The 23420-nt window shown below is 42.2% G+C and carries 13 protein-coding genes, 1 tRNA gene and 2 pseudogenes; 11 read left to right on the top strand and 5 right to left on the bottom strand.

Annotated elements, in window-relative coordinates; genetic code table 11:
• Position 1: 1 nt before the first annotated feature.
• Positions 2–75: transfer RNA gene (locus tag MUN53_RS11405), tRNA-Asn, on the bottom strand.
• 104 nt (positions 76–179) lie between these two features.
• Here MUN53_RS11405 and MUN53_RS11400 point away from each other — a divergent pair.
• Positions 180–1169 (top strand): adenosine kinase, encoded by a 990-nt coding sequence (locus MUN53_RS11400; protein WP_243325530.1) that lies wholly within the window; start codon positions 180–182, stop codon positions 1167–1169.
• 46 nt (positions 1170–1215) lie between these two features.
• Complete coding sequence (locus tag MUN53_RS11395) at positions 1216–2892, top strand: S41 family peptidase (protein ID WP_243325529.1); 1677 nt, start codon at positions 1216–1218, stop codon at positions 2890–2892.
• 283 nt (positions 2893–3175) lie between these two features.
• On the opposite strand, the pseudogene MUN53_RS11390 reads toward MUN53_RS11395, so the two are convergent.
• The 3 genes and pseudogenes from MUN53_RS11390 to MUN53_RS11380 all read right to left on the bottom strand — a co-directional run bounded on the left by MUN53_RS11390 (position 3176) and on the right by MUN53_RS11380 (position 6742).
• Positions 3176–4050 (bottom strand): annotated as a pseudogene (locus MUN53_RS11390) (Rpn family recombination-promoting nuclease/putative transposase).
• Positions 4051–4516: 466 nt separating this feature from the next.
• The gene (locus tag MUN53_RS11385; protein WP_243325528.1) at positions 4517–5638 is read right to left on the bottom strand and encodes a metallophosphoesterase; all 1122 of its coding nucleotides are present in this window, start codon (positions 5636–5638) and stop codon (positions 4517–4519) included.
• 12 nt (positions 5639–5650) lie between these two features.
• Complete coding sequence (locus tag MUN53_RS11380) at positions 5651–6742, bottom strand: metallophosphoesterase (protein ID WP_243325527.1); 1092 nt, start codon at positions 6740–6742, stop codon at positions 5651–5653.
• A 211-nt stretch (positions 6743–6953) separates the two neighbouring features.
• Between MUN53_RS11380 and MUN53_RS11375 the strand changes: the two genes are divergently transcribed.
• On the top strand, positions 6954–9434 hold the full coding sequence (locus tag MUN53_RS11375) for an outer membrane beta-barrel family protein (RefSeq protein WP_243325526.1): 2481 nt from the start codon (positions 6954–6956) through the stop codon (positions 9432–9434).
• Positions 9435–9515: 81 nt separating this feature from the next.
• Here MUN53_RS11375 and topA read toward each other — a convergent pair whose 3' ends face one another.
• Positions 9516–11861: a type I DNA topoisomerase gene (topA, locus tag MUN53_RS11370; RefSeq protein ID WP_243325525.1), complete on the bottom strand. Its 2346-nt coding sequence runs from the start codon at positions 11859–11861 to the stop codon at positions 9516–9518.
• A 116-nt stretch (positions 11862–11977) separates the two neighbouring features.
• Here topA and MUN53_RS11365 point away from each other — a divergent pair, with 116 nt between their 5' ends.
• From MUN53_RS11365 to MUN53_RS11330, 8 genes and pseudogenes are all read left to right on the top strand, one after another.
• The gene (locus MUN53_RS11365) at positions 11978–12241 is read left to right on the top strand and encodes a tetratricopeptide repeat protein (RefSeq protein ID WP_243325524.1); all 264 of its coding nucleotides are present in this window, start codon (positions 11978–11980) and stop codon (positions 12239–12241) included.
• Positions 12242–12344: 103 nt separating this feature from the next.
• Positions 12345–13681 (top strand): annotated as a pseudogene (locus tag MUN53_RS11360) (SUMF1/EgtB/PvdO family nonheme iron enzyme).
• 71 nt (positions 13682–13752) lie between these two features.
• On the top strand, positions 13753–14013 hold the full coding sequence (locus MUN53_RS11355; protein ID WP_243325523.1) for a hypothetical protein: 261 nt from the start codon (positions 13753–13755) through the stop codon (positions 14011–14013).
• Positions 14010–14339 carry a type II toxin-antitoxin system RelE/ParE family toxin gene (locus MUN53_RS11350; protein WP_243325522.1) on the top strand — a complete coding sequence of 110 codons (330 nt, stop codon included), beginning with the start codon at positions 14010–14012 and terminating at the stop codon, positions 14337–14339. Before MUN53_RS11355 ends, MUN53_RS11350 begins: the two co-directional genes overlap by 4 nt.
• 564 nt (positions 14340–14903) lie before the next feature.
• The gene (locus tag MUN53_RS11345) at positions 14904–15758 is read left to right on the top strand and encodes a DUF6261 family protein (RefSeq protein WP_243325521.1); all 855 of its coding nucleotides are present in this window, start codon (positions 14904–14906) and stop codon (positions 15756–15758) included.
• 106 nt (positions 15759–15864) lie between these two features.
• Positions 15865–20013, top strand: a complete 4149-nt coding sequence (locus MUN53_RS11340; RefSeq protein ID WP_243325520.1) for a hypothetical protein — start codon at positions 15865–15867, stop codon at positions 20011–20013.
• A 345-nt stretch (positions 20014–20358) separates the two neighbouring features.
• Entirely contained in the window at positions 20359–21318 is a 960-nt protein-coding gene (locus MUN53_RS11335; protein WP_243325519.1) for a glycosyltransferase, read from the top strand.
• A 74-nt stretch (positions 21319–21392) separates the two neighbouring features.
• Positions 21393–23408 carry a fructose-1,6-bisphosphatase gene (locus tag MUN53_RS11330; RefSeq protein ID WP_243325518.1) on the top strand — a complete coding sequence of 672 codons (2016 nt, stop codon included), beginning with the start codon at positions 21393–21395 and terminating at the stop codon, positions 23406–23408.
• Positions 23409–23420: the final 12 nt, after the last annotated feature.

Raw genomic sequence — 23420 nt, 5'->3', positions numbered from 1 at the left:
GCTCTTCCTCTTGGGCTTGAACCAAGGACCCTCTGATTAACAGTCAGATGCTCTAACCAACTGAGCTAAGGAAGAATGTTATTTATTTGCTTTTCCAAAGTACCTCTCTGAAATTGCACTGCAAAAGTACGGTGTATTTTCGAAATATGCAATATATTTGCAGAAAAATTTTGAGAAAAATGAAGATTTTAGGACTCGGCAATGCGTTAGTCGATGTTTTATCGAAGTTAGACAGTGATGAAACATTGGTAAAAATAGGTATTCAGAAAGGTGCTATGGATATGATTTCCAGAGAACAAATGTATGTAATCCGGAAATATCAGGCAAATACAGAAACAACTCAGGCTCCGGGTGGAGCTAATTGTAATACAATGCGAGCCATTGCACTTTTAGGTGGTCAATCCGGATTTATCGGAAAGGTAGGCGATGATAATTTGGGCCAGTTTTATGAAGAAGCTTTGCTGAAAGCGGGTGTTGCTTCTTATCTGATCAAGACAGAAGGTCCGTCGGGCGCTTGTACGGTGTTTATTTCTCCGGATGGAGAGCGTACGATGGGAACATTTTTAGGTCCGGCTCCAACCATTTCGCCGGATGAAATTACGGAAGATGTATTGAGTGGCTACGATTGTATCCATATAGAAGGTTATTTGATTGTCAATGAAGAGCTGGTACGCGAGACGATGAAGAAAGCCAAACGTCTTGGTTTGAAAGTGGCTCTTGATTTGGCTAATTATAATATTGTAAATGCCTATAAAGGATTGTTGGAAGAAGTGATACCACAGTATGTAGATATTCTTTTTGCCAATGCCAGCGAAGCGGAGGCATTTACCGGACTTCCTGCCCAGGAAGCTGTTAAGGCTTTGGAAAAGCAAGTACATGTGGCTTTGGTTACTCTAGGTAAAGACGGTTCTTTGATTGGTAGCGAAGGTAAATTCTATCATGTGGATGCAGAAGGCGGAAAACCGGTTGATACGACTGGCGCAGGTGATAACTTTGCTGCCGGCTTCTTGTATGGTCAGTCGGTTGGTGCGTCGCTGGTACAATCGGCACAGATTGGTTCGATGTTGTCGGGATATGTGATTGATGTAGTAGGTCCGCAAGTACCGGCCGATAAATGGGAACAAATAAAGTTAAAAGTAAAGACTATTTTGGCTGGCACAAAAGATTAATTTCTACTTTTACATTCTATATGTGAATTAATAAAGAATAAGACGAATGCAGCGTAAAGGTTTGATTGGTTGGATTTGTGCCTTGTTGTGTGCCGGTACTTTATTCCCGGTGCAGGCGCAAGAGAAGAAAGATAACCATTTCGAGGTAAGTAAGAATTTAGAGATTTTCAATTCTTTGGTAAAAGAGATGGAAATGTTCTATGTGGATACGGTTGATGTAGAGAAGACTGTCCGCCGTGGTATCGATGCCATGTTAGGTGGCTTGGATCCATATACCGAATATATACCCGAACAGGAAATGGGCGACTTTAAGCAAATGGTAACAGGTGAATATGGTGGTATCGGTGCTTATATTCGTCAGCGTAATGAGAAGGGAAATGTCATGATCATTGAGCCGTTTGAAGGAATGCCGGCAGCAGAAGCCGGATTGAAAGCCGGCGATCAGATTTTGGCTATTGATACAACGAATGTCTCTTCATTTACCAACGACAAGGTAAGTGAACTGTTGAAAGGTGTTCCAAACTCGAAGATGACGCTTACGATCCAGCGGCCGGGAGAAAAGAAGCCTCGGAAGTTTGATATCATTCGTAAACAGGTTCAAATTAATCAGGTTACGTGGTATGGCGTGCGTGGCGACAGTGTCGGTTACATCTATTTGAAGAGCTTTACCGATAAATGTGCTCAGGAAGTGAAAGATGCTTTCCTGGATTTGCGGGATAATCACCATGTAAAAAGTTTGATTTTGGATTTGCGCAATAATGGCGGTGGTGTTTTGGAGTCGGCTGTTCAGATTGTCGGCATGTTTGTACCGAAAGGAAGCGTTGTTCTTTCTACCAAATCCAAGCATGCGCAGATGGATCGTACGTATCGTACGTCGAGTGATCCGATTGATACCGTTATGCCTTTGGCGGTATTGATTAACGGGAACTCGGCTTCGGCTGCCGAAATTGTTTCGGGTTCTTTGCAGGATATGGACCGTGCCGTGTTGATCGGGCAACGTTCATACGGAAAAGGCTTGGTACAATCTACGCGCGATCTGCCATATAATGGTAGTCTGAAGGTTACGATCAGTAAATATTATATTCCAAGTGGCCGTTGTATCCAGCAGTTAGACTATACACATCGTAAGGCAGATGGTTCGGTGGCTGCGATCCCGGATAGTTTGACCAAAGTATTTTATACGGCAAAAGGTCGTCCGGTTCGTGATGGCGGTGGTGTTCGTCCTGAGTTTGAAGTCAAAGAAGATAAAATGCCTACCATGATGTATTATTTGGCCGTTGATACGGTCTTCTGCGACTTTGTAACCAATTGGGCTCAGAAGCATCCGACGATTCCTCCGGTAGAAGAATTCTCAATCAGTGATGCAGACTTCGAAGCGTTCAAGGCTTATGCGAAAGAAAAAGGGTTTACTTACGACCGCCAGAGTGAGAAAGTCTTGAAGAACCTGAAAGAGGTTGCTGAGTTTGAAGGATATCTGGAAGGCGATTCTACTTGGTTTAAAACATTGGAAGCTAAGCTGACTCCGAATCTGGAACGGGATTTCGATCGTTTCAAGAAGGAAGTAACCCGCATGCTCGAGTCGGAAATCGTCAAACGTTATTATTATCAGAAAGGAGAGTTGCTGGCCAGTCTGAAAGATGACAAAGTCTTGGAGAAGGCTTTGGAAGTATTAGCCAACCGGACTCTCTATCAACAGACTTTGAGTACTCCGGAAGGAAAATAAGAGAGCGCTGATCCGTTATTCTTTCCTTCGGATATCTATATAATGTATAAGGAAAGCCCCTTCGATGACCGTTATGGTGAATCGAAGGGGTTTTGGGTATAGTTCCAGTTTCTGGGAAAATAAAGAATACCTACGTTTGCAACATGACAATATCTCCACAGTGGAGATCGGATACCAGACATTAACACCTTAAAAAAGACGCCTGACCAAAGCTGAGGCTATGTGAAAGATAAGATCTTTTTACCGGGAATCTGTTTTGACTCCCGGTTTTTTATGCTTTTCTTTATAAATTCTCAATTTCCTCGTCAGATAGGCCCGTACATAATTTGATTTGCTCAAAAGAAATACCGTTCTGTTTCATCAAGCGGGCGGTTATTAATATACCTTCTGCCCGACCTCTCTCCTCACCAATTGCTATTCCCTTCTCTAATCCTTTTTTTTCTGCCGTCTTAACAGCATAGTCCATAACATTCTCATTATCCCGGTATATCTTCAGGGCAGCCTCGTATTCAGCCCGTTCCTTCTTGTTCATATTGGCGATACGTGCCAATTCTTCCAGACGGTTAAACAAGGCTTTCTGACCTTTGAATGATAAATGTTCCAACTGTTCCATATGTTTCAAATTATATAACCAGTAATCCAGTGGGGTTTCACATTCTGCTTCCGTTTTGTTGAACAACGGAAACTCGATGAATATCTCTCGGAAATTACGCCCTTTCTGTTCACCCGTATCACGGTCGGCTATCACCAGATCGGTACGGACTTTATCCGTCTCGCCCGACTTGAAATTCAATAGGAAAATTCCATAAACCGGTAAAAGTTTAAACTTCCAAGACTCGCCTTTCTCGCCTTGCGAGGCGATCATACGGCAAAGATAATACAATGCCGCTCATAAAAATAATCTTGACGGGCATTTTGAAGTTCTACAATGAAAATCGTCCCGTCCAGGTCCTTACACAATAAGTCAAAGATAACACCCCGACCGTCTGTTGTCTCACTCGGATTTTCCTTATCCATATAAGAAAGGTCTTCTACATGGTGCTCGCCTTCCAACAAATCATTGATTAACTCGATTAATAAATCCTTACTTGATTCCTGTCCGAACAGAATCTTAAATCCCCGATCCACAAAGGGATTGATAAATACGCTCTTTTTCATAGAAAAGGTTGTTTAGAATGTTTTGTCCCAATAGCAGGATATGCAAATTTAGGAATAAATAAAAAAAGAGCAAGTAAAAATAAAAATTCATTGTCACAAAACACCCGATTTCAAGTATCTCCAAAAGCCGGCGTGTTTGCATCAAAAGCCGGCGTAAATGGATAAATTCCCGGCGTGTATTGATCAAAACATAGGCATGAATTTTGGAAAATATACCCATATCCGATTTTCTTTTATACCCTTCACACACGCCCCTATTTATCTCATATTCTGTAACTTCCTGTGAAGGATGTGAAGGTACATCCTTTAGCCTGCTGGAGGCGCAGCACGCTACGCCTCTACTTGCCGATTGGTCTTTGAATCACAAGAACTGACAGATATACAGGAAGATGTAGGGCTTGTGAAAGATCGTTTTATTGAATTTCTTTCTGTCTCTTGGATCTCCGATCATAAATGCACTTGCCTTCTAAACAAAGCGGATGTGCAATACAATCAGTTCGGAATAGGTGCCGACACGATAAGCCGGTCCGGCACAACCAAAGCCGGATGACACATAATGTTGTGTTCCTCCTTTGCTATAATAGCCATAAGGGCATTCGTAAATAAGTTTCATCAATAACGGATAAGGCCATAATTGTCCGTTGTGTGTATGGCCGTGTAATCCCAAATCGATATGATTCATTCGCATTTCTGCGAAGCTCCAGGGCTGATGGTCTAAAACAATCAGTGGTTTGGTGGTATCCAATCCGGCCAGGAGTTGATGTAAAGGAAGACGCTGCTTATGGATAAAGTCGTCCCGTCCGATCAGGTAAAAGGATGAATCGGGCGAAGCTACCGAGTCTTTTAATAAGGTAGAGAACTTACGGATCCAGTGTTCTTTGGCAAAACGGTTGGCACGGTATTCATGGTTCCCGTAGATCGTATAGACACCCAACGGAGCAATCAGTTGTTGCATGTCTTCTTCAATATGGTCATTCTCGGCAAAACGGGATTCATAATCCAATATATCACCAACAAAAACGACCAGATCCGGTTGTTGTTCGTTGCTTAACCGAACTAGATTCTGTGCTTGTTGCTTGCCGATTACTTCTCCGAAGTGTGTGTCTGAAACCATGACTATCTTCAGACTGTCGCGGCTGCTGCTTCCTTTGGGTAGATCAATATAAAGATGTTTCACAATGGGATGTGTAACATGAAGATGGGCTTTATATAGCAAGATGCCTGTTCCTGCCAGGAAGAGAGCGAACAGAATCCGTTTGCTTTCCTCCCAATGCTTGGCAATAATGCCGGGTAACCATTTCCATTTCCGCTGGCTGATGCGGATAACTTCCAGACATAAAAGACCTAACGTAATATAGATACTTCCGATATACCAAGTATTGCAGATATTCATAATGGGAATGAATACCGAATCCGGTAAATCTTTTCGGAAAAAGAACCCGAACAAGTACAGGCAGATTTCGAACAGGAATAACAGAAAATAAGTAACCTGCCACTTCTTCTGCCGCGGTAAAGCCTGATGGCCTCGCCAGTAAATATAAGGATTCAGTAATAGCTGTGCTACGATCGACTGGATAAATACTTTCATACGTAAAATCGTTTATTGGAAATTGATGTCAAAGATAACCATTTCACTGCGAGTTCCGATCCTGAAAGGAGGTCCCCAAAGAGAAAGTCCTGAAGAAACATAAATATGCGTATTCTCTTTTTGTTTATATCCGTGACTGACTTCAAACAGATGACCGGTAATCAGGTTCAATGGCCATACTTGTCCGTTGTGCGTATGCCCGCTGAATTGTAAATCAATATTTGCTTGTGCCGATTCATCCAACTGGTATGGCTGATGATCGAGCAGGAATAAAGGGCGGTTGGATGATAAGGTATCCGTCAGTTGGGCAATTGACTTTCTTCTCGGATTATGCCGGTCGTCCCGTCCGATCAATTGAATCCCGTTCGCCAGGGTTACAACCGAATCTTGCAACCATTGGATGGATGTTTGCTGTTGAATGAAGGTACGGCTTTTCCCGATACCGCTGATGTATTCATGATTTCCCGGAATCATAAATACACCTAACGGCGCTTGTAACTGATTAAGCTCCTGTTCCAGGTGTTGTTCCCGTACGGGTTTTAAGTTACTGTCGATTAAATCTCCGGAAATAAGGATTAAATCCGGTTTTTCAGCCTGGATCATCCGTACATACCGCTGAAGCCGTTCTTTGGTTGTCCCGTATCCGATGTGAATATCGCTGATGGCTGCCACTCGTATTTGCTTTTTTCCGGTTATTTCCTTGTTAATATCTATGTTGATAACTTCCTTCTTGGGATGTGAATAATGAATATATCCACCGGTTAATGATAAGATAGTCAGACCAAGACAGGTTATGAACCGGTAGTTGAAACAGATGTTGAAAACTCGAAGTAAATCGGTGGATAAAAGCAGTAGTACCATGTATAAGGTAAAGATCAGCCAACCTGTTCCGATGTAATACAATATATGCAGGAAGGGATTGAAGTCGGGTAACTCCCGATGTCCGAAAATATAAAAGAAAGAGAATGTTCCTGCCCAATAACCTACAGAGAAGATCCATTTCCAGATAAGCGGGAACGTATGTAATATTTCCCAGCTCCGGAGATAAATATAGCCGTTTCCAATCAAGTATAAAGCGGCCAGAATGAGAAAGAATAGAGGCATAAAATTCCTGTTATGAATCCAACATGTTTTAATTCAAGACAAAAGTAATGAAAAGTGGCTTATGTCCGTTTGAGCAGACAAGCTAAAAACAGGCTAATACATTTTTTAGTCTTCTTTAAAAAGGATCGGATAATATTGTGTCCTTTATTCTACTACTTTTGTGCAACTATTGACTAACTTATAATTCTAATCATAAAATGTGTAAAACGGTATGAAATGTAGTTTTTTTGCTTTGTTGTGTTTGTTGTTGATATCTTTACCATTAAAAGTACAAGCCCAGACATCGGGTGAATTTGTGATCAAAGGCCAAGTAATCGATTCTTTAAGTAATGAAACAGTTCCTTATGCGACAATAAGTATTGCCTCTTCTGCGGCTCCTCAGAAATCGCTGAAGCTGTTGGCTTGTGATATCGATGGAAAATTTGAGACTGATCTGAAGAGTGCTGGTAAGTATATTCTTTCTTTACAATCGATAGGAAAGGTTCCTGCCCAAAAGAACTTTACGCTTTCGGCTAAAAAGAAAGTCCTGGATTTGGGAATTCTCTATATGCACGATGACAGTAAGCAATTGGGCGAAGTAACGGTAACAGCCCAAAAGAAACTGGTGAAAGTGGAACTGGATAAATTGACCTATAGTTTGGATGAAGATCCGGAAGCGCAGACCAGTAATACATTGGATATGTTGCGTAAGGTCCCGATGATTACGGTAGATGGTAATGATGAAATCCAGTTGCAAGGATCAACCAACTTCAAGATTTATGTGAATGGAAAGCCTTCCAATATGATGAATAATAATCCGGCTGATGTATTGAAAAGTATGCCGGCCAATTCGGTGAAAGATATAGAGGTGATTACTGATCCGGGTGCGAAATATGACGCTGAAGGTGTTGGTGGTATCATTAATATCATTACTACACGAAATGTTTTGGAAGGTTATACGGCTTCTATCAATGCGGATGCCAGTGTATTAGGACGTATGGGTGCCGGAGCGTATGTATCGGCTAAATTCGGTAAGTTCGGTCTTACAGGGAATTATAAATATAATCATGAGAATTCGCCTTGGAGTGAATCTTATTCCATTCGTGAGACTTATGCATCCGGAACGAATCCAGCTACTTTATTAAACCAATATGGACGTAGCAAACGACAAGGACCTTTCCAGTTTGGTTATTTGGAAGGAAGTTATGAGATCGACTCGTTGAATTTGCTGAGTGTGGGTGTAAACTTGTTCCGCGGTGATGCAACCAACAAGACGGAATATGATGTGACGATGATGGATGGTAGTGATCTTTCCAATTTCGTGTATGGATTTGACCGAAACAGTAGTTCTACTTCGGTTTTCGGTTCAACAGATGTCAATGTCGATTACCAGCATTCTACGCATAAGAAGGATGAGTTACTGACGTTCTCTTATCGTTTTAGTCATACACCGAACAATAACGAAAGTTATACCGATCTGGAAAATATAGAAGGAAATTATCCGCAGGATGATTTGTATCCACGTTGGGATATCAACGATGCTGCCTCTGCTGAACATACAGCGCAGATCGATTATACAACTCCTTTGTGGAAAGATCATACCTTGGAAGTAGGAGCTAAATATATTTTCCGCCAGAGTGATAGTGAGACGTTACGGCAGTATTATAACGATTCTACGAATGTTTGGGATCCGGAATATGATGCGAACAGTGATTTCCGTCATAACCAGCATATCTATTCCGCTTATTTGGGTTATACGTTGAAGGTCGATAAATTGGGTATCAAGGCGGGAGCCCGTGCCGAAGGAACTTCTTTGAATGCTCATTTTGCCTACGAGCCAGATATGGATTTTAGTACCAGTTATTTTAATGTAGTACCGAACTTGACCTTGTCTTATCAGATCGATATGGCGCAGCAAATCCGGGTGGGCTATAACATGCGTATCCGTCGTCCGAGCATTTGGAACTTGAATCCATACGTGAATACAACCGACCCAGAAAATATCAGTTATGGTAATCCGAACTTGGACCCGGAAAAGAGTAATCGTTTGCACATGAATTATAGCTTCTTTAATTCCAAGTTCAATTTCAATGCCAATTTGAGTTATCGCTTTGAGAATAATGCCATCGAACAGATTGTCAAGATGAACAATGGGGTTTCAGAAACGACCTACGACAATATCGGTAAGAGTAAGCGGGTTGGTCTTTCTCTGTATGCCAGCTATACACCGATACCTTTGTTGCGGATCATGTTTAACGGAGGTGCTGATTATTCTGATTTGTCCAGTTCGGAAATGGCTTTGGGAAATACTGGATTTAGCGGACGTATGTTCACCGGTGTTCAGTTCAATTTACCGAAAGATTTCCGGGTAGACTTGCGTGGTGGCTACTTCTCACCGAGAATTTCTTTGCAGGGAAAACGTTCTCCGATGTACTTTACCGACTTTGCTATTAACAAGAGCTTCCTGAAGAAGAAACTGACGGTATCTCTGACATGCCGTAATCCGTTCTGGAAGACCATTAAGATGGAAAGTACAACCGAAGACCCGGCATTTGACATGACAACGGTCAACTATATGCGGGCACGCGATTTCCGCATCAGCCTGACTTATCGTTTCGGTACGTTGAAAGATGCTATCAAGAAAGTAAAACGTGGTATCAGCAATGACGATGTAGATAGTAATAATGGAGGTGGAAATGAAGGTATGATGTAATATCTTCATGACTGATCATAAGAAAGCCCTCGGATTTACACTTCCTAAATCCGAGGGCTTTTTTGTATCTGATAGAAAAACTTATTCCGCTTTCTTTCGTGTAACCCGTTTCTTCGTTGCCGGTTTCTGATCTGCTTCGCTGACCAGCTTCATACAATCGGCCAAGGTCATCTCGGCAGGTGTATAACCCGTTTTCGGTATTCGGTAGTTTTTGCCTTTGTAGGCAATATAAGGGCCATAACGTCCGTTCAGGATTTCCAGCTCAGGATCTTCTTCAAACTTCTTGATGAAGCGGTTCTCATCTTTCTCGCGCTTTTGCTGAATCAATTCGATCGCTTCCTCCAACGTGATGGAAATCGGGTTCTTGTCTTTCGGAATGGAAACGAACTTCCCGTCATGACGGATGAACGGACCAAACCGACCGATAGCTGCTACTACAACTTTTCCTTCGTATTCTCCAACCGTACGAGGCAATTCAAACAACTTCAAGGCTTCTTCTAAGGTGATCGTCTCAATAGACTGACCTTTTAGCAAGGTAGCGAACTGAGGCTTTTCATTATCTTTTTCGGCATTCGATTCTCCAATTTGAGCCACTGGTCCGAATCGGCCGATCTTAACGAATACAGGTTTTCCGCTTTTCGGGTCAATACCTAATTGGCGTTCTCCCACTTTATGCTCTGTGCGGATAGCGGCTGTCTGTTCGACTACCGGATGGAAAACCTGGTAGAAATTGTCGATGACTTTTGTCCAGTTTTCTTCTCCTTCCGCAATGGCATCGAACTCCTTCTCTACTTTGGCAGTAAAGTTGTAGTCCATGACCAATTGGAAATATTCCATCAGGAAGTCATTTACCACGATACCGATATCGGTAGGCATTAACTTGTTCCGGTCGGCTCCCACCATTTCAGTCTTAGTGCTTTCCTGAATTCCTTTTTTATTTAGAGTTAGGATAGAATAAGCACGTTCGGTTCCTTCTTTGTCTCCTTTAATGACATATTCCCGGTTCTGAATGGTCTGGATAGTCGGTGCATACGTAGAAGGACGGCCAATACCCAGTTCTTCCAAACGACGGACCAACGTAGCTTCTGTATAACGAGCCGGACGCTGGGTGAAACGCTCTGTGGCAGTCGCCTCTTTCAGTTGCAAGGTATCTTGCAGGTGGACAACGGGCAGCAAGGTGTTTCCTTGTTCCTTTTCCTGATCATCATCCGTACTTTCGTGATATACTTGTAAGAATCCGTCGAATACAACGACTTCTCCCGTAGCGACGAATTTCTCTTTCACTCCACTTATATCCACAGAGATGGTTGTCCGTTCCAGTTCGGCATCAGCCATCTGGCAAGCGATGGTCCGTTTGCGGATCAAATCATATAACTTACGTTCCTGAGCTGTACCGTCGATTTCTGCCTTGGCAATATAGGTCGGACGGATGGCTTCGTGGGCTTCCTGCGCTCCTTTACTCTTCGTATGATATTGACGGAACTTGTAATATTTTTCTCCGTATGATTCCAAAATAGCTTCTTTGGCTGTGCCCAATGCCAGGTCACTCAAGTTGAATGAGTCCGTACGCATGTAAGTAATGAATCCGGATTCATACAACCGCTGGGCGATCATCATGGTTTGAGAAACCGAATACCCCAATTTACGGGCAGCTTCCTGTTGCAAGGTTGATGTTGTAAACGGAGGAGCCGGAGACTTACGTACCGGTTTCTTACTGATATCATCAATCGTAAATGTTGCCTGTTGGCAAGCCTTCAGGAAGGCTTGCGCTTCTTCCTTGGTCTTCAAACGGCGGTTTAGCTCGGCTTTCAATATAGTCTTACCGTCGGGAAGGATGAAATTAGCTGTTACCCGATAAGCTGCTTCGGATACGAAGTCCTGAATTTCACGCTCACGTTCCACGATCAGCCGGACTGCTACCGATTGCACACGGCCGGCAGATAAGGCGGGCTTGACTTTTCTCCACAAGATCGGAGAAAGCTGGAAGCCGACGATACGATCCAATACACGGCGCGCCTGTTGGGCGTTGACCAGATTCATATCGATGCTGCGTGGCGTTTCAATAGCATGTAAGATAGCTGTCTTGGTAATCTCGTGGAAAACGATACGGCGTGTATTTTCAGGTTTTAATCCTAAAACTTCATATAAATGCCATGATATGGCTTCTCCTTCGCGGTCCTCATCGGATGCGAGCCATACCATTTCGGCGGCTTTCGATTCAGCCTTGAGTTCGGAAACCAGCTTCTTTTTATCGGCCGGAATTTCGTATTGCGGAGCGTAATTGTGCTCGATATCAATACTGAACTGTTTCGTTTTCAAGTCGCGGATGTGTCCGTAGCTCGACAATACCTTGTAGTCTTTACCCAAGAACTTTTCAATGGTTTTTGCCTTGGCCGGAGACTCCACTATTACCAGATTCTTTTGCATAATTGTTTTATTTCTGATTGGAATCGGCTGCAAATGTACAAGATAATCTTTAAATAAAACAAATTGCCTTCTTTTTTTATACATTTGTACGTAGTTATTTAAAAGCTGACACAAGTATGGAAGAAATAAAGAATCTGATTTATGCTGGCAAGGTAGATGACGCCATTCAACAATTGAACGCTTATATACAAGAGCACCCGGATAGTGATGAAGCCTATTATTTATTGGGAAATGCTTGGCGGAAAAAGGGAGACAACCGCCAAGCCCTGAATAATTATCTGGAAGCCATTCACCGGAATCCGGACAGTCCGGCCAAGAATGCCTATGATATGCTGATGGATATTCTGGACTTCTATTATAAAGAAATGTATAACCAGTGATGTAAAAGAGGGTACTATGAAAAATATAGGTAGATGGATATTAGCTGTAACGGGTATATGGCTGGTACAGCTACTTTCGGCTCAGCAACTGCCGGAAATCCGGATGGTGGATATTCCGGCGGGTTCTTTCTATATGGGCGGTGAAGGTACCGGAGAAGATTATGATGAACTGCCAATTCATAAAGTAAATATCACCCATCCGTTCAAGATGAGTGTGACGGAGATTACCAATGCGCAGTTTGAAGCTTTCCGGCCGGAACATAAGGTATTGCGAGGGAAGAACGGCCTTTCGCTAGAAGATGATGAGGCCGTGGTATACGTCAGCTATGCGGATGCAGTGGCTTTCTGTGAGTGGCTCAGCCGGAAAGAAGGGAAACACTATCGTCTGCCTACCGAAGCGGAATGGGAATATGCCTGCCGGGCAGGTACGTATTACTTATATAATACGGGTGACGGTTTGCCGGAAGCATATCGGAAGAATCAACAGACGGCCCGCGACTTGAAACCGGTCTCGCTGAAGGTAGGACAAACACCACCGAATGCATTCGGGCTTTGTGACATGCACGGGAATGTGGAAGAATGGTGCTTGGATTGGTATGGCCCTTATTTGCCGGGCGAGCAAAACGATCCGGCAGGTAGAACTACGGGTGATTTCCGGGTAACACGTGGCGGCAGCCATAATACGCCGGATAAATACCTGCGTTCGGGCAATCGGATGGCGATGATTCCGGATGATAAGCATGCACAGACCGGTTTCCGGATTGTGGAATCGGCGTTTACTCCGGTAGCAACGGTCGCACCGGCACTTCCTCCGGCTAATCAGCAAGAAGTCAATCAGACAAATTATACCTGGAAGGTCGTGAAAGATCCGGTATTCATGCCGGAGTGGTGCAATTGAAGGATGGTTCGCTTATGGCGTTGGCACGAGGTAACAGTATCTTGAATAAGGAAGGAAAATTACGGATGCCGATGAGTATCTCGAGAGATATGGGAAAGACGTGGACTTATTATGCTTCCGAGTTCCCACCGATTGATGGTGGTCAGCGTCTGGTCTTTATGCGCCTGAATGAAGGTCCGCTGTTACTCATTTCATTTACAGATCATCCGTTGCGTATGCCCGAAGCCGAACGTGGCCTGATTTTCCCTGATCGGGAAGGGAATAATTACCGGGGGTATGGTCTGTATGCCGCTGTATCGTATGATGAAGGCAAGACTTGGCCGGTAAGACGGTTGCTGACAGATGGCATAATCCGCTTTCTGGATGGTGGTGCCTGGACCAAACATTTCCTGATGGATGCGACGCATGCTGAACCACGCGGTTATATGGCAGCCACACAAAGCCCGGACAATCTGATACATCTGGTGAGCAGCCGTCTGTATTACTGCTTTAATCTGGCTTGGATTACGGACGGACAACATATACCTGATAAGTCGTTTTAACTTGTTGGGAAATACGGAAAATAAAGTTACTTTTGCGAAGTAACGGATCGTAAATATCAAAGGAGGTCTATATGGAATCAACAGAACTTGAAATGGAACGGATGGAAATCATTCGCCAGGTGGTGGAAACCGATAGCCGTGAATTGCTCCAGCAGCTGAAAGAGGTAGTGGATGCCTGGAGAGGTAAAAGGGAAGATGTGGATTTTGAATCGCCTTCTCTGCAATATACGGTAGAGGAGTTGAAACAAAAGATTGCATTGTCGGAAGCTGGAAAAGGAACTCCCGGTAGTGTGTTTTTTGAAACGATGAAACGTAAATATCCATTCTTATGAAAGTGATTTGGCAGGAATCAGTACAACATGATATTGAAACCGCTTTTCTGGATGGATTAGTTAGGTTTGGAGAGAAGGTTGCAAAACGTTTTTTTGCGCATATTTGGGATTATGACGCTCGATTGGCTACATTCCCGTATATGGGGAAAGTAGAATATTTTTTGTCTGGTTCATCCAAAGAGTACCGCAGTCTGGTGGTACATAATCACTGCAAACTGATTTATCGGGTATCCGAAGTCGAGGATACTGTCTATGTAGTGGCCTTGTGGGATACACGACGCAATCCGCAGGATATGGATGCGGATCTATCTGCTGAAAATGAATAAAGACAAATGCCCGTCTGGAAGAAAAAATATTGATTGTGAAATTTTTGTATAAAAAAAGTTGGAGTTGGAATTTTAATTCCTACTTTTGTAGCAGCATTGAAAATATAGAGTTCTGGCGAAACTATGTTTCTCTTTTTTTAATGCAAGGAGGGATATTTGACAGTTTTTCTTTCAGCTCGTTACAAAAGTCGTGTTGCCGAAAAAATTATGCTTTTGTTATCAGACAAAACCACCGTTACCATAAAAACAGTCCTTTTGTTATCAAACAAATGCATAGTTGCGGTAGAAACAATCTTTTTGCCACCCGACAAAACCACTGTTACCATAAAAACAGTCCTTTTGTTGCCTGACAAAACCCTTGTAATTGTAAAAACACACCTTTTGTTGGCTATCAAGAGTTTGATTTTTTAGAAAAAGGTCCTTTTGCTGGCTAATAGAAGTATAAAATGAAAAATAACACAGCTTTTGTCGCCTGCATAAAGTAATGAAAAGATCATTTTATCGCCAAAGAGTTTGTAGCTTAAAGTAAAAATCGATTTATAATGACTTTATAATAGATTAGTTATGAGTAATATTACGAAAATAGAAGGAAGTTCCTGCCAACGGTATAGCAATGCCTTGCATGTGGGTTTTCACCAACACATATTGGTTATTTTTGAGACGCTTTTGAGTGATGTGCTGGCTAAACTGCACATTTCGGAAGATCTTTTGAATAGCTATAAAAAATCAATTGATCAAGAATCAGAATTAAATAGAAAGAGTCTCGCCAGTACTTTGACTATTACCATGGACGAGGAAGAGGCTGAGCGTGATCGCTTGTTGTCAATGTTGTTCTTCCTGGTGGCAAATGCGCTGGCATCTTCGAAAGCGGCTACCAAGGCGGCTGCCCAACGGCTGGATGTCGTGCTCCGTCCGTATAAAGGAATCCAGAATCAGGCGGATGATGCCGAGACGGCTTTGATCAGAGGCTTGCTGGGCGACTTGAGGAAAGAGGAGAACACCGAAGCGGTAACGGCTTTGAACCTGGAGCCTACGCTCGCCAGCCTCGAAACGACCAACAACGCGTTTGATCAGGCGAAAAACAAACGGGCGGAAGAGAATTCGACAGGCGAAACGGAAACGACGGTTGAGGTGCGCAAGAAGACCGACAGCATGTATCAGGATATCTGCACGCTGGTGTATGCTTCGGCCCTGATGGCTACGGGTGATGAGGACCGGGAGTTTTGCGTTTCGATCATCAACGAGATGAACCGCGTCATTGCCAACTACAAGACCAGCTACAAGCAGAGCCTGGCGCAAAAGGAAGCCCGCAAGAAAAAAGAAGAGGGCGATACAACCGGTGAGAGTGACCAGAATCCTGAAGGGGGCGAGGGCGGCGACCTGGAGTTCGTCCCGGTGGATTACCCCCCCAACCGATAAACCAAAACCAACCGGGGCAAACAGTCGAGCCCCATAACTCCCGAAGGTGGGAGTAACCGATATAGATCAGGAAATTCAATATTCACTATTATTAATACATAAAGTTATGAAACGAAAATTATTTACTTTTTTAGTCGCGTTTTTGGCGACGTTGAGTGGTGCCGTGTGGGGGCAGAAGAAGTATGATAAAGAAATTAATCTATCATCATTAACTAAATCTTATAAAATAGAAGATGATTTATCTTATCGCTTCTATGGTTCAAATTCACATGGAATTATTGTGGATAAAAAACTTTCTCCTGAAATTACTTTGGATGGAGTTGAAATTTCTGTACATGGTGCAGCTATTGTTCTAGACCGTGGAGCTAATCCAACTTTCATATTGAAAGGTGTAAATAAAATTGTGTCAGAAGAAGGACCTGCGATTAAAGTCGCTAGAGACGCAGAATGGTCGTTAAGAACCGGTATTGTTTTTTCTGAAGCAAGTACAGGTTTGTTAAATATCCAAGTGAACAATGGAGGTACAGCGATTGGTGCTAAAACAGGGTGGCAATGCGGTGATATAACCATCAATGGAGGTACTATTCAAACAAATGGAAAAATAAGTAATGGTGCTACATTAGATAGAGATTTTACAATGTCTGGTAATGCCGTCCTTATTACTAAGGAAATAGATTGGAATAATGCAAAAAAATCAATTAACGGCGGAATCCTCTTCGAAAATTCAACAACTGGAAAAATGTATGGTGATGTTACCTTGAACTCTCCGTTACCCGAAGGTTATGTTGTTGATCTTACTAAAACATTAACCATTGGTGAAGGAAATAGCATTAATAAAAACCAAGTTCAAGGTGATTTGCAAAACTTGAATGCTTATGATGTGGTGTATATGTCTCATTTTGGAATAAGTACAAATCCTCTACCTGTAAATAATAAATATTATGGTGCAGGTTATACTCTTTCACCATGGGAAGCAGGTTTTGAAATGAATAAAAATTCTTTTGGAGGTAATGGTGACTTATTATATGCTCATACAGAAAAAACTGGATGGTTTTTAGGAGAATCATACCAATCCCTTACTTCTATTCAGAAAGAAAATGAAACACCTAAAGGCGTTAATACTTTAACATATCAAGCTGCTTGGTATCTAAGCAAAGCAAATTTAACGTATGATGATTCAGAAGGATTTAAGGGACGTTTCTTTTTAGGTTATCCGGAAAAACTACCGTTTACTGCGACAATTGATAAAGAACAATTTGCTGCTGCAGGTTTAACTGTTAATGGAAACCAAGTGTCAGGAAATGGAAAAGCAACAGCAGGAGTTTATGAGTTCGCTCTTAGCTATACAACTCCAGACAACGCTAGTGGTAAAATTGTAGCAAATGTTGAGGGTAAGGAATTTAATTTGGATGATGGAAATATTATAATAGAGACTAATTCTCCGGTTATATATAATGGTGATAACCAAAAAGTAAACTTGAAAGTTTCTTATGTAAAGGATGGTAATACGATAGAATTTGATCCGACAGAATATAAGTTAACCTATAAGCAGGTTATGTCGTGGGTTCCACTTCCAGAGCAAGGGTTTAAAAATGTTGGAACCTATCTCATAAAGATTGATGGAGATGCAGTTGGAGGCCGTTTGAAAGGAACCAGAGAGGTTGAATTCATTATAAAGAAGGCTACACTGACAATTAAAGGTGGCGACAATCTGTATTGGACAATCGGAGAAGAACCTCATCTATTAGAAAGTAATTTACAATTAGACGGTAGCAGTATATGTGGCTCTGATGGTAACTTCCTTACTGTAACAGCTGATCCTGTAGATGCACAAAAGATAAGCGGTGGTAAAGAAGGTGATTACCCATTTCAGTATCAAAATGTAAAAATAGATGATCAAGGTCAAGGAATTCTGCGTAATTATAATTATAGTACAGATGTTAGTGGCATACTTCATGTAAAGAAAGCCCCGGTAACTGCATCTGATTTTAATATCCTTATGGAGGATGGCTTGAATTATAGTGGAAACTCTAATGCTATTGCATTAAGTGTTCTTTATGGTGAGGATAATAAAATCGCAAATCCAGCATGGTATAAGGCTACATTCTATCAGAATATTGGTAACGACCAATGGGCAAAAGTTGCTGCACCAATAGATGCAGGAGAATATAAAGTAGAGGTGACAGGTGATGGTACAAATCTTGTTGCTGAAACAAAAGATGTGGAATTTGTAATTAATAAAAAATCGTTATATGTTGCAGCAGAAGACGTAGTATGGAAATTAGGAGAAGATCCGAAGAAGACGGTTGAGTTTGTAATTACAAGTGGATTAGTATCTTCAGACCAAACTCAAGTATTTGTAAAAGATCAAACACTTGATGTCAGTACAATGACTCCGGGTATACACGAAAATCATGTATATGAAAATGTGGTATTAACAGGTTCAAAAGCTGGAAACTACTATATTGCGGGTTCTGTTAAAGGTAAAGTTTCTATTGAAGAGCCGAAACCTGAGCCAAGTGATCCAGAAATAGAAGTTCCTGATGGTTGGACATTAACAGCAAATGGCTTCAAAAAAGTATATGACGGTCAATCTTATGAATTGCAAACATTGAAGGTAACTGTTGGCGATAAGACCTTTGCCATGGAGGAAGGCAAAGACTTTACACTGGAAAGACAAGGAGCAGATAAAGGTAAAGTTATAAAAGATGCAGGCGTTTACACCTTTACGGTTAAATTCACAGATGCTGCGTTGTATAATCCTGCACAAATAACATTCACAGTGTTACAACGTCCGATGTACATGGCATTTAATGTGCCTACCCAGATTGAAACTTTGGCACCGATAGCTATTCAGGCTGATCATTTAATGCCGGAAGCACAGAAGGGTGATAGAGGTTTGGTGAAGGGGGAAGCTCCATTGGCAGTAGCGAAAGGGCAATTCTTGTTTGGTAAACCGAATGCAGAAAACAAATGTGCTGTAACCGTGTCAGACTTTGCTTTGGCTAAGACAGGTAAATTTAACCCGGCTAATTATCGTTTGCAGATATGGGATGCAGAAAAGGGTAAGTATGTTGATTATAAGGGAGGTGATATAACTATTATAGATCCTGAAAACCCAGATCCAAATAATCCTAATGAACCGGGTGGTGGTACAGTTGTTGATCCGGATCATGGAGGTGGTGAAGGAGGTCAACAGCCTTCAAAGAACTTCTGTAATATTTATGTGGCAGAAGGATCAAGTCCGTTTATCCAATTCAACCCGAGCCGTAGAGTTGTAGAAGCTGTAGGTAAGATCACGGTCGATGTTGTTATCCCGGATGAAATCGGAACAGAAGATGTGAAATTGACATTCAGACGTGGTGATGGCGCATGGGAAGCTTTGACAATGGATGAAGTAACCAAGAAGTACACCATCAAGGACATCAACACACATATCTACCTGAAAGCCGAAGTAGATGCAGTTTTGTTGGATGCAGAACCGAATGAGAACCATGTGTATATCGACTTGTCATGCACAAAGGACGGTATTAAACTGGATGCAGACCGCGAAATCGTAGAAAACGGTGGAGATGTATTGATCAAGGCCGAGGTAAGCAAAGAAAATCAGAACAAGGCTATCAAGTATGAATACAAAGTAACCCGCTTCGGTGCATGGAAAGAATTGAAGGCTTCCGGAAAGGCAGGTGAGTTTATGATCTGGAATGTTACAAACGATATCTTTGTAAGAGCTTATTTGGCAGATCAGGCAGAAGATCCTGAAACCGCAAAAGAAGCACACCATGTTTATAGTGATTTGTCTGTAACTTGCGAAGGCTTGTACTTGGATGCAGACCGTAAGATGGTTGACAATAACGGTACGACGAAGGTTTATCTGACTATCGAGCCGAACTGTAATGCTAAGAATGCTCACTATATGTTCAGACGTGGTATTGACGAAGCTTGGGAAGAACTGACTCTGTCAACAGAAGCCAATGTCTTTGTGATAACAGGTATTGAGAGTGATATTTACTTGAAGGGAACAGATGCTGTTCCAACAGGTACGGAAGATACTCTTTCTGAAACAACCCGTGTTTATACACAAGATGGTATGTTGTACGTCTATACAGCTCAACAGGAAGAAGTTTCAGTAATCTCGATGGTTGGTGCAGTTGTAAAACGCACACAACAGACTGGCTTACAGTCTTATCCGTTGAACCAGGGCATCTATGTAGTACGCGTAGGCGAACAGGTATTCAAAGTACGCGTTAAATAACAAGATCGTTTTATTATAATTAATATTTCTTTTTTATACAATCAGCTATGCTTCCGTTGCGAAACGCGGGTATAGCGGCAAGAAAACTTTATGTTTTACTTGTTTCCGTTTTTTTAGTATATGAAAAAATGTTTTTCCTCCGTTGCGAAACGCGGGAACATGAATTAATGGAGAGGAGAGAGACTTCGGTCTTTCTCCTCTTTTTATGTAGGAGAAATTCTGTTTCCTTTTGGGCGTTTCCGCACAATAAACAAGGAAGTCTTTGTTTTTGTTCATTTCCCTTTCTTAGCTCCTTTCGCTTTTGCCGATAAATATGTACATTTGTGACATTAAAAAAGGAAGGATATGCGTTACTACTCGATTATAATCCCGGTCTATAATCGTCCGGACGAAGTGGATGATTTGTTGTATAGTCTGACTTTGCAGACCTATACGAATTTTGAGGTCCTTATTATTGAGGATGGCTCGACGGTACCTTGTGAGACAGTAGTTCAGCGTTATGAGAAGAAACTGAAGATCCGTTATTTTGTGATACCGAATGGCGGACCCAGCGGGGCACGTAATTATGGTGCGCGTATCAGTGAAGGCGAATATCTGTTGATCCTGGATTCGGACTGTATCTTGCCCGAAACCTACCTGGAGGCAGTAGAACGTTCGTTGAATGAAACTGAGGCAGATGCTTTCGGTGGACCGGATTGTGCGCATCCATCGTTTAATGCGATTCAGAAGGCTATTAGTTATGCCATGACTTCCTTCTTCACGACCGGAGGCATTCGGGGAGGCAAGAAGAAACTGGATCAGTTCTATCCCCGGAGTTTTAATATGGGTATTCGGCGGGATGTCTTTATAAAGCTGGATGGATTTGATACTTCCATGCGTTATGGAGAGGATATTGATTTTAGTACACGTATCATTCAGGGAGGATATACCACCCGGTTATTTCCGGAAGCATACGTTTATCATAAGCGGCGTACGCGTTTGATCCAATTCTTCCGTCAGGTGGAACATTCGGGTGAAGCCCGTATTGCTTTAACACAGAAATACCCTTCAACCTTAAAGATCGTTCATTGTCTGCCAGCCGTATTTGTTATAGGGGTGATAGGCCTGTGTCTCTTGGGTATTTTATGCCCTTGGCTGTACCTGTTACTACTGCTTTATGTTCTGTTGCTGTTTATAGATGCGACTTATCAATACAAGGGGAATATTTGGATTGGTATGCTATCTGTTGCAGCTGCCTTTACTCAATTGTTTGGTTATGGTACCGGTTTCATCCGGGCATGGTGGAAATGGAAGTTGAAGAAATAAGCCTGTAAAGCGGAAAGCCGGAATCAACTAAAAAACATACAGACTCAAAAACTTACAAACTTAAGAAGTAAAAAATGACGAAAGATATTACAACCGATAAAGTAACAGATGATCTGCGCTATTTGCAATTATTGTCGCGTAGTTTTCCGACAATTGCAGATGCCAGTACAGAGATTATCAATTTGGAAGCTATCTTGAACTTGCCGAAAGGTACTGAGCATTTCTTGTCGGATGTTCATGGTGAGTATCAGGCATTCAATCATGTGTTGAAGAATGCTTCTGGCTCCATCAAAAGGAAAGTGGATGAGATCTTCAACAATACCATGCGGGAAGGAGAGAAGAAAGAGCTCTGTACGTTGATTTATTACCCGGAAGAAAAGCTGGTACGGGTAAAGTCTGCTGAAAAAGATCTGGACGATTGGTATATGATTACCTTAAACCAGCTGGTGAAGGTATGCCGTAATGTCTCTTCTAAATATACCCGTTCAAAAGTACGGAAGGCTTTACCTCGTGAGTTTTCCTATATCATACAGGAGTTATTGCATGAATCGTTGCTGGAACCGAATAAGTCGGCTTATGTAGATCAGATTATTCATACGATTATATCGACCGGTCGGGCTGACGACTTTATCATTGCTATGTGTAACCTGATTCAGCGACTGACGATTGACTCGTTACATATCATTGGGGATATTTATGACCGTGGTCCGGGTGCCCATATCATCATGGATACTCTTTGTGATTATCATAATTGTGACATCCAGTGGGGAAACCACGATATGCTTTGGATGGGGGCTGCTGCCGGAAATCTGGGGAGCATGACGAACGTAGTACGAATGTGTTTGCGATATGGTAATTTAGCTACATTGGAAGACGGTTATGGAATTAACCTGTTGCCTTTGGCTACATTTGCCATGGAAACTTATGCCGATGATCCCTGTGAGCTGTTTGTTCCCAAAATAACAGCGGGAGATACGATGTATGATGCCAAGACCGTTCGCCTGATAGCCCAGATGAATAAAGCCATCTCTGTCGTTCAATATAAGGTTGAAGGAGAAATCATTCGCCGTCGTCCGGAATTTGGTATGGATGACCGGATGCTGCTTCATCGGATTAACCTGGAGAAAGGAACGATTCATTTGAATGGGAAGGATTATGAATTGAAAGATAAATATTGGCCGACTTTAGATCCTAAAGATCCGTATCGTCTGTCGATAGAAGAAGAAGATATGTTACGTCGTATCCAGCGTTCTTTTGAAGGGAGCGAGAAACTACGTAAGCATATGCTTTGCCTGTTCCGTCATGGCAGTATGTATAAGGTTTGTAATTCCAACCTGCTGTTTCATGCTTCTGTTCCGATGAATAGTGATGGAACCTTGAAAGAAGTAAAAGTGGACGGTGAATATTTCAAGGGTAAAGCCTTGTTGGATAAAGTTGATCAGTTGGTACGGACTGCTTATTTTGATCCAGAGGATTCGCCTCAGAAACAGTTTGCCATGGATTATATTTGGTATTTGTGGTGTGGTAAGGATTCTCCTTTGTTTGATAAAAGCCGGATGGCTACATTCGAACGTTGTTTCTTGTCAGAAAAGGAACTTCAAAAGGAAGAAAAAGGAGCTTATTATACCTTGCGCGAAGAAGAATCGGTGTGCGATATGTTGTTGGATGAATTTGGAGTAACTGGTGAACACCGACACATCGTCAACGGTCATGTACCGGTTCGTTCCATCAAGGGTGAAAATCCGATTAAGGCCAATGGAAAACTGTTGGTTATTGATGGCGGATTCTCGAAAGCTTACCATTCGGAGACGGGAATTGCCGGTTATACGTTGGTTTATCATTCACGTGGATTTCAACTGGTACAGCATGAACCTTTTCAGTCAACGACAAAAGCTATTGAAGAAGGCTTGGATATTCGCTCAACAACGATCGTTGTCGAGCTGAGTGCACACCGTCAGATGGTAAAAGATACTGATAAAGGGGCTGAACTGAAGCAACAGATACACGATTTGGAGAATCTTTTGTATGCTTATCGGAACGGTTTGCTTCAGGAACGCGAACGAGAACTCCGTTATTATTACAGATATTAGTCGGTTCTTGGG

It is taken from the genome of Parabacteroides faecalis, from assembly GCF_022809355.1.
Lineage (GTDB): Bacteria > Bacteroidota > Bacteroidia > Bacteroidales > Tannerellaceae > Parabacteroides > Parabacteroides faecalis.
The sequence above is the reverse complement of the archived record's forward strand: the minus strand, read 5'-3'. Positions and strand labels throughout refer to the sequence as shown.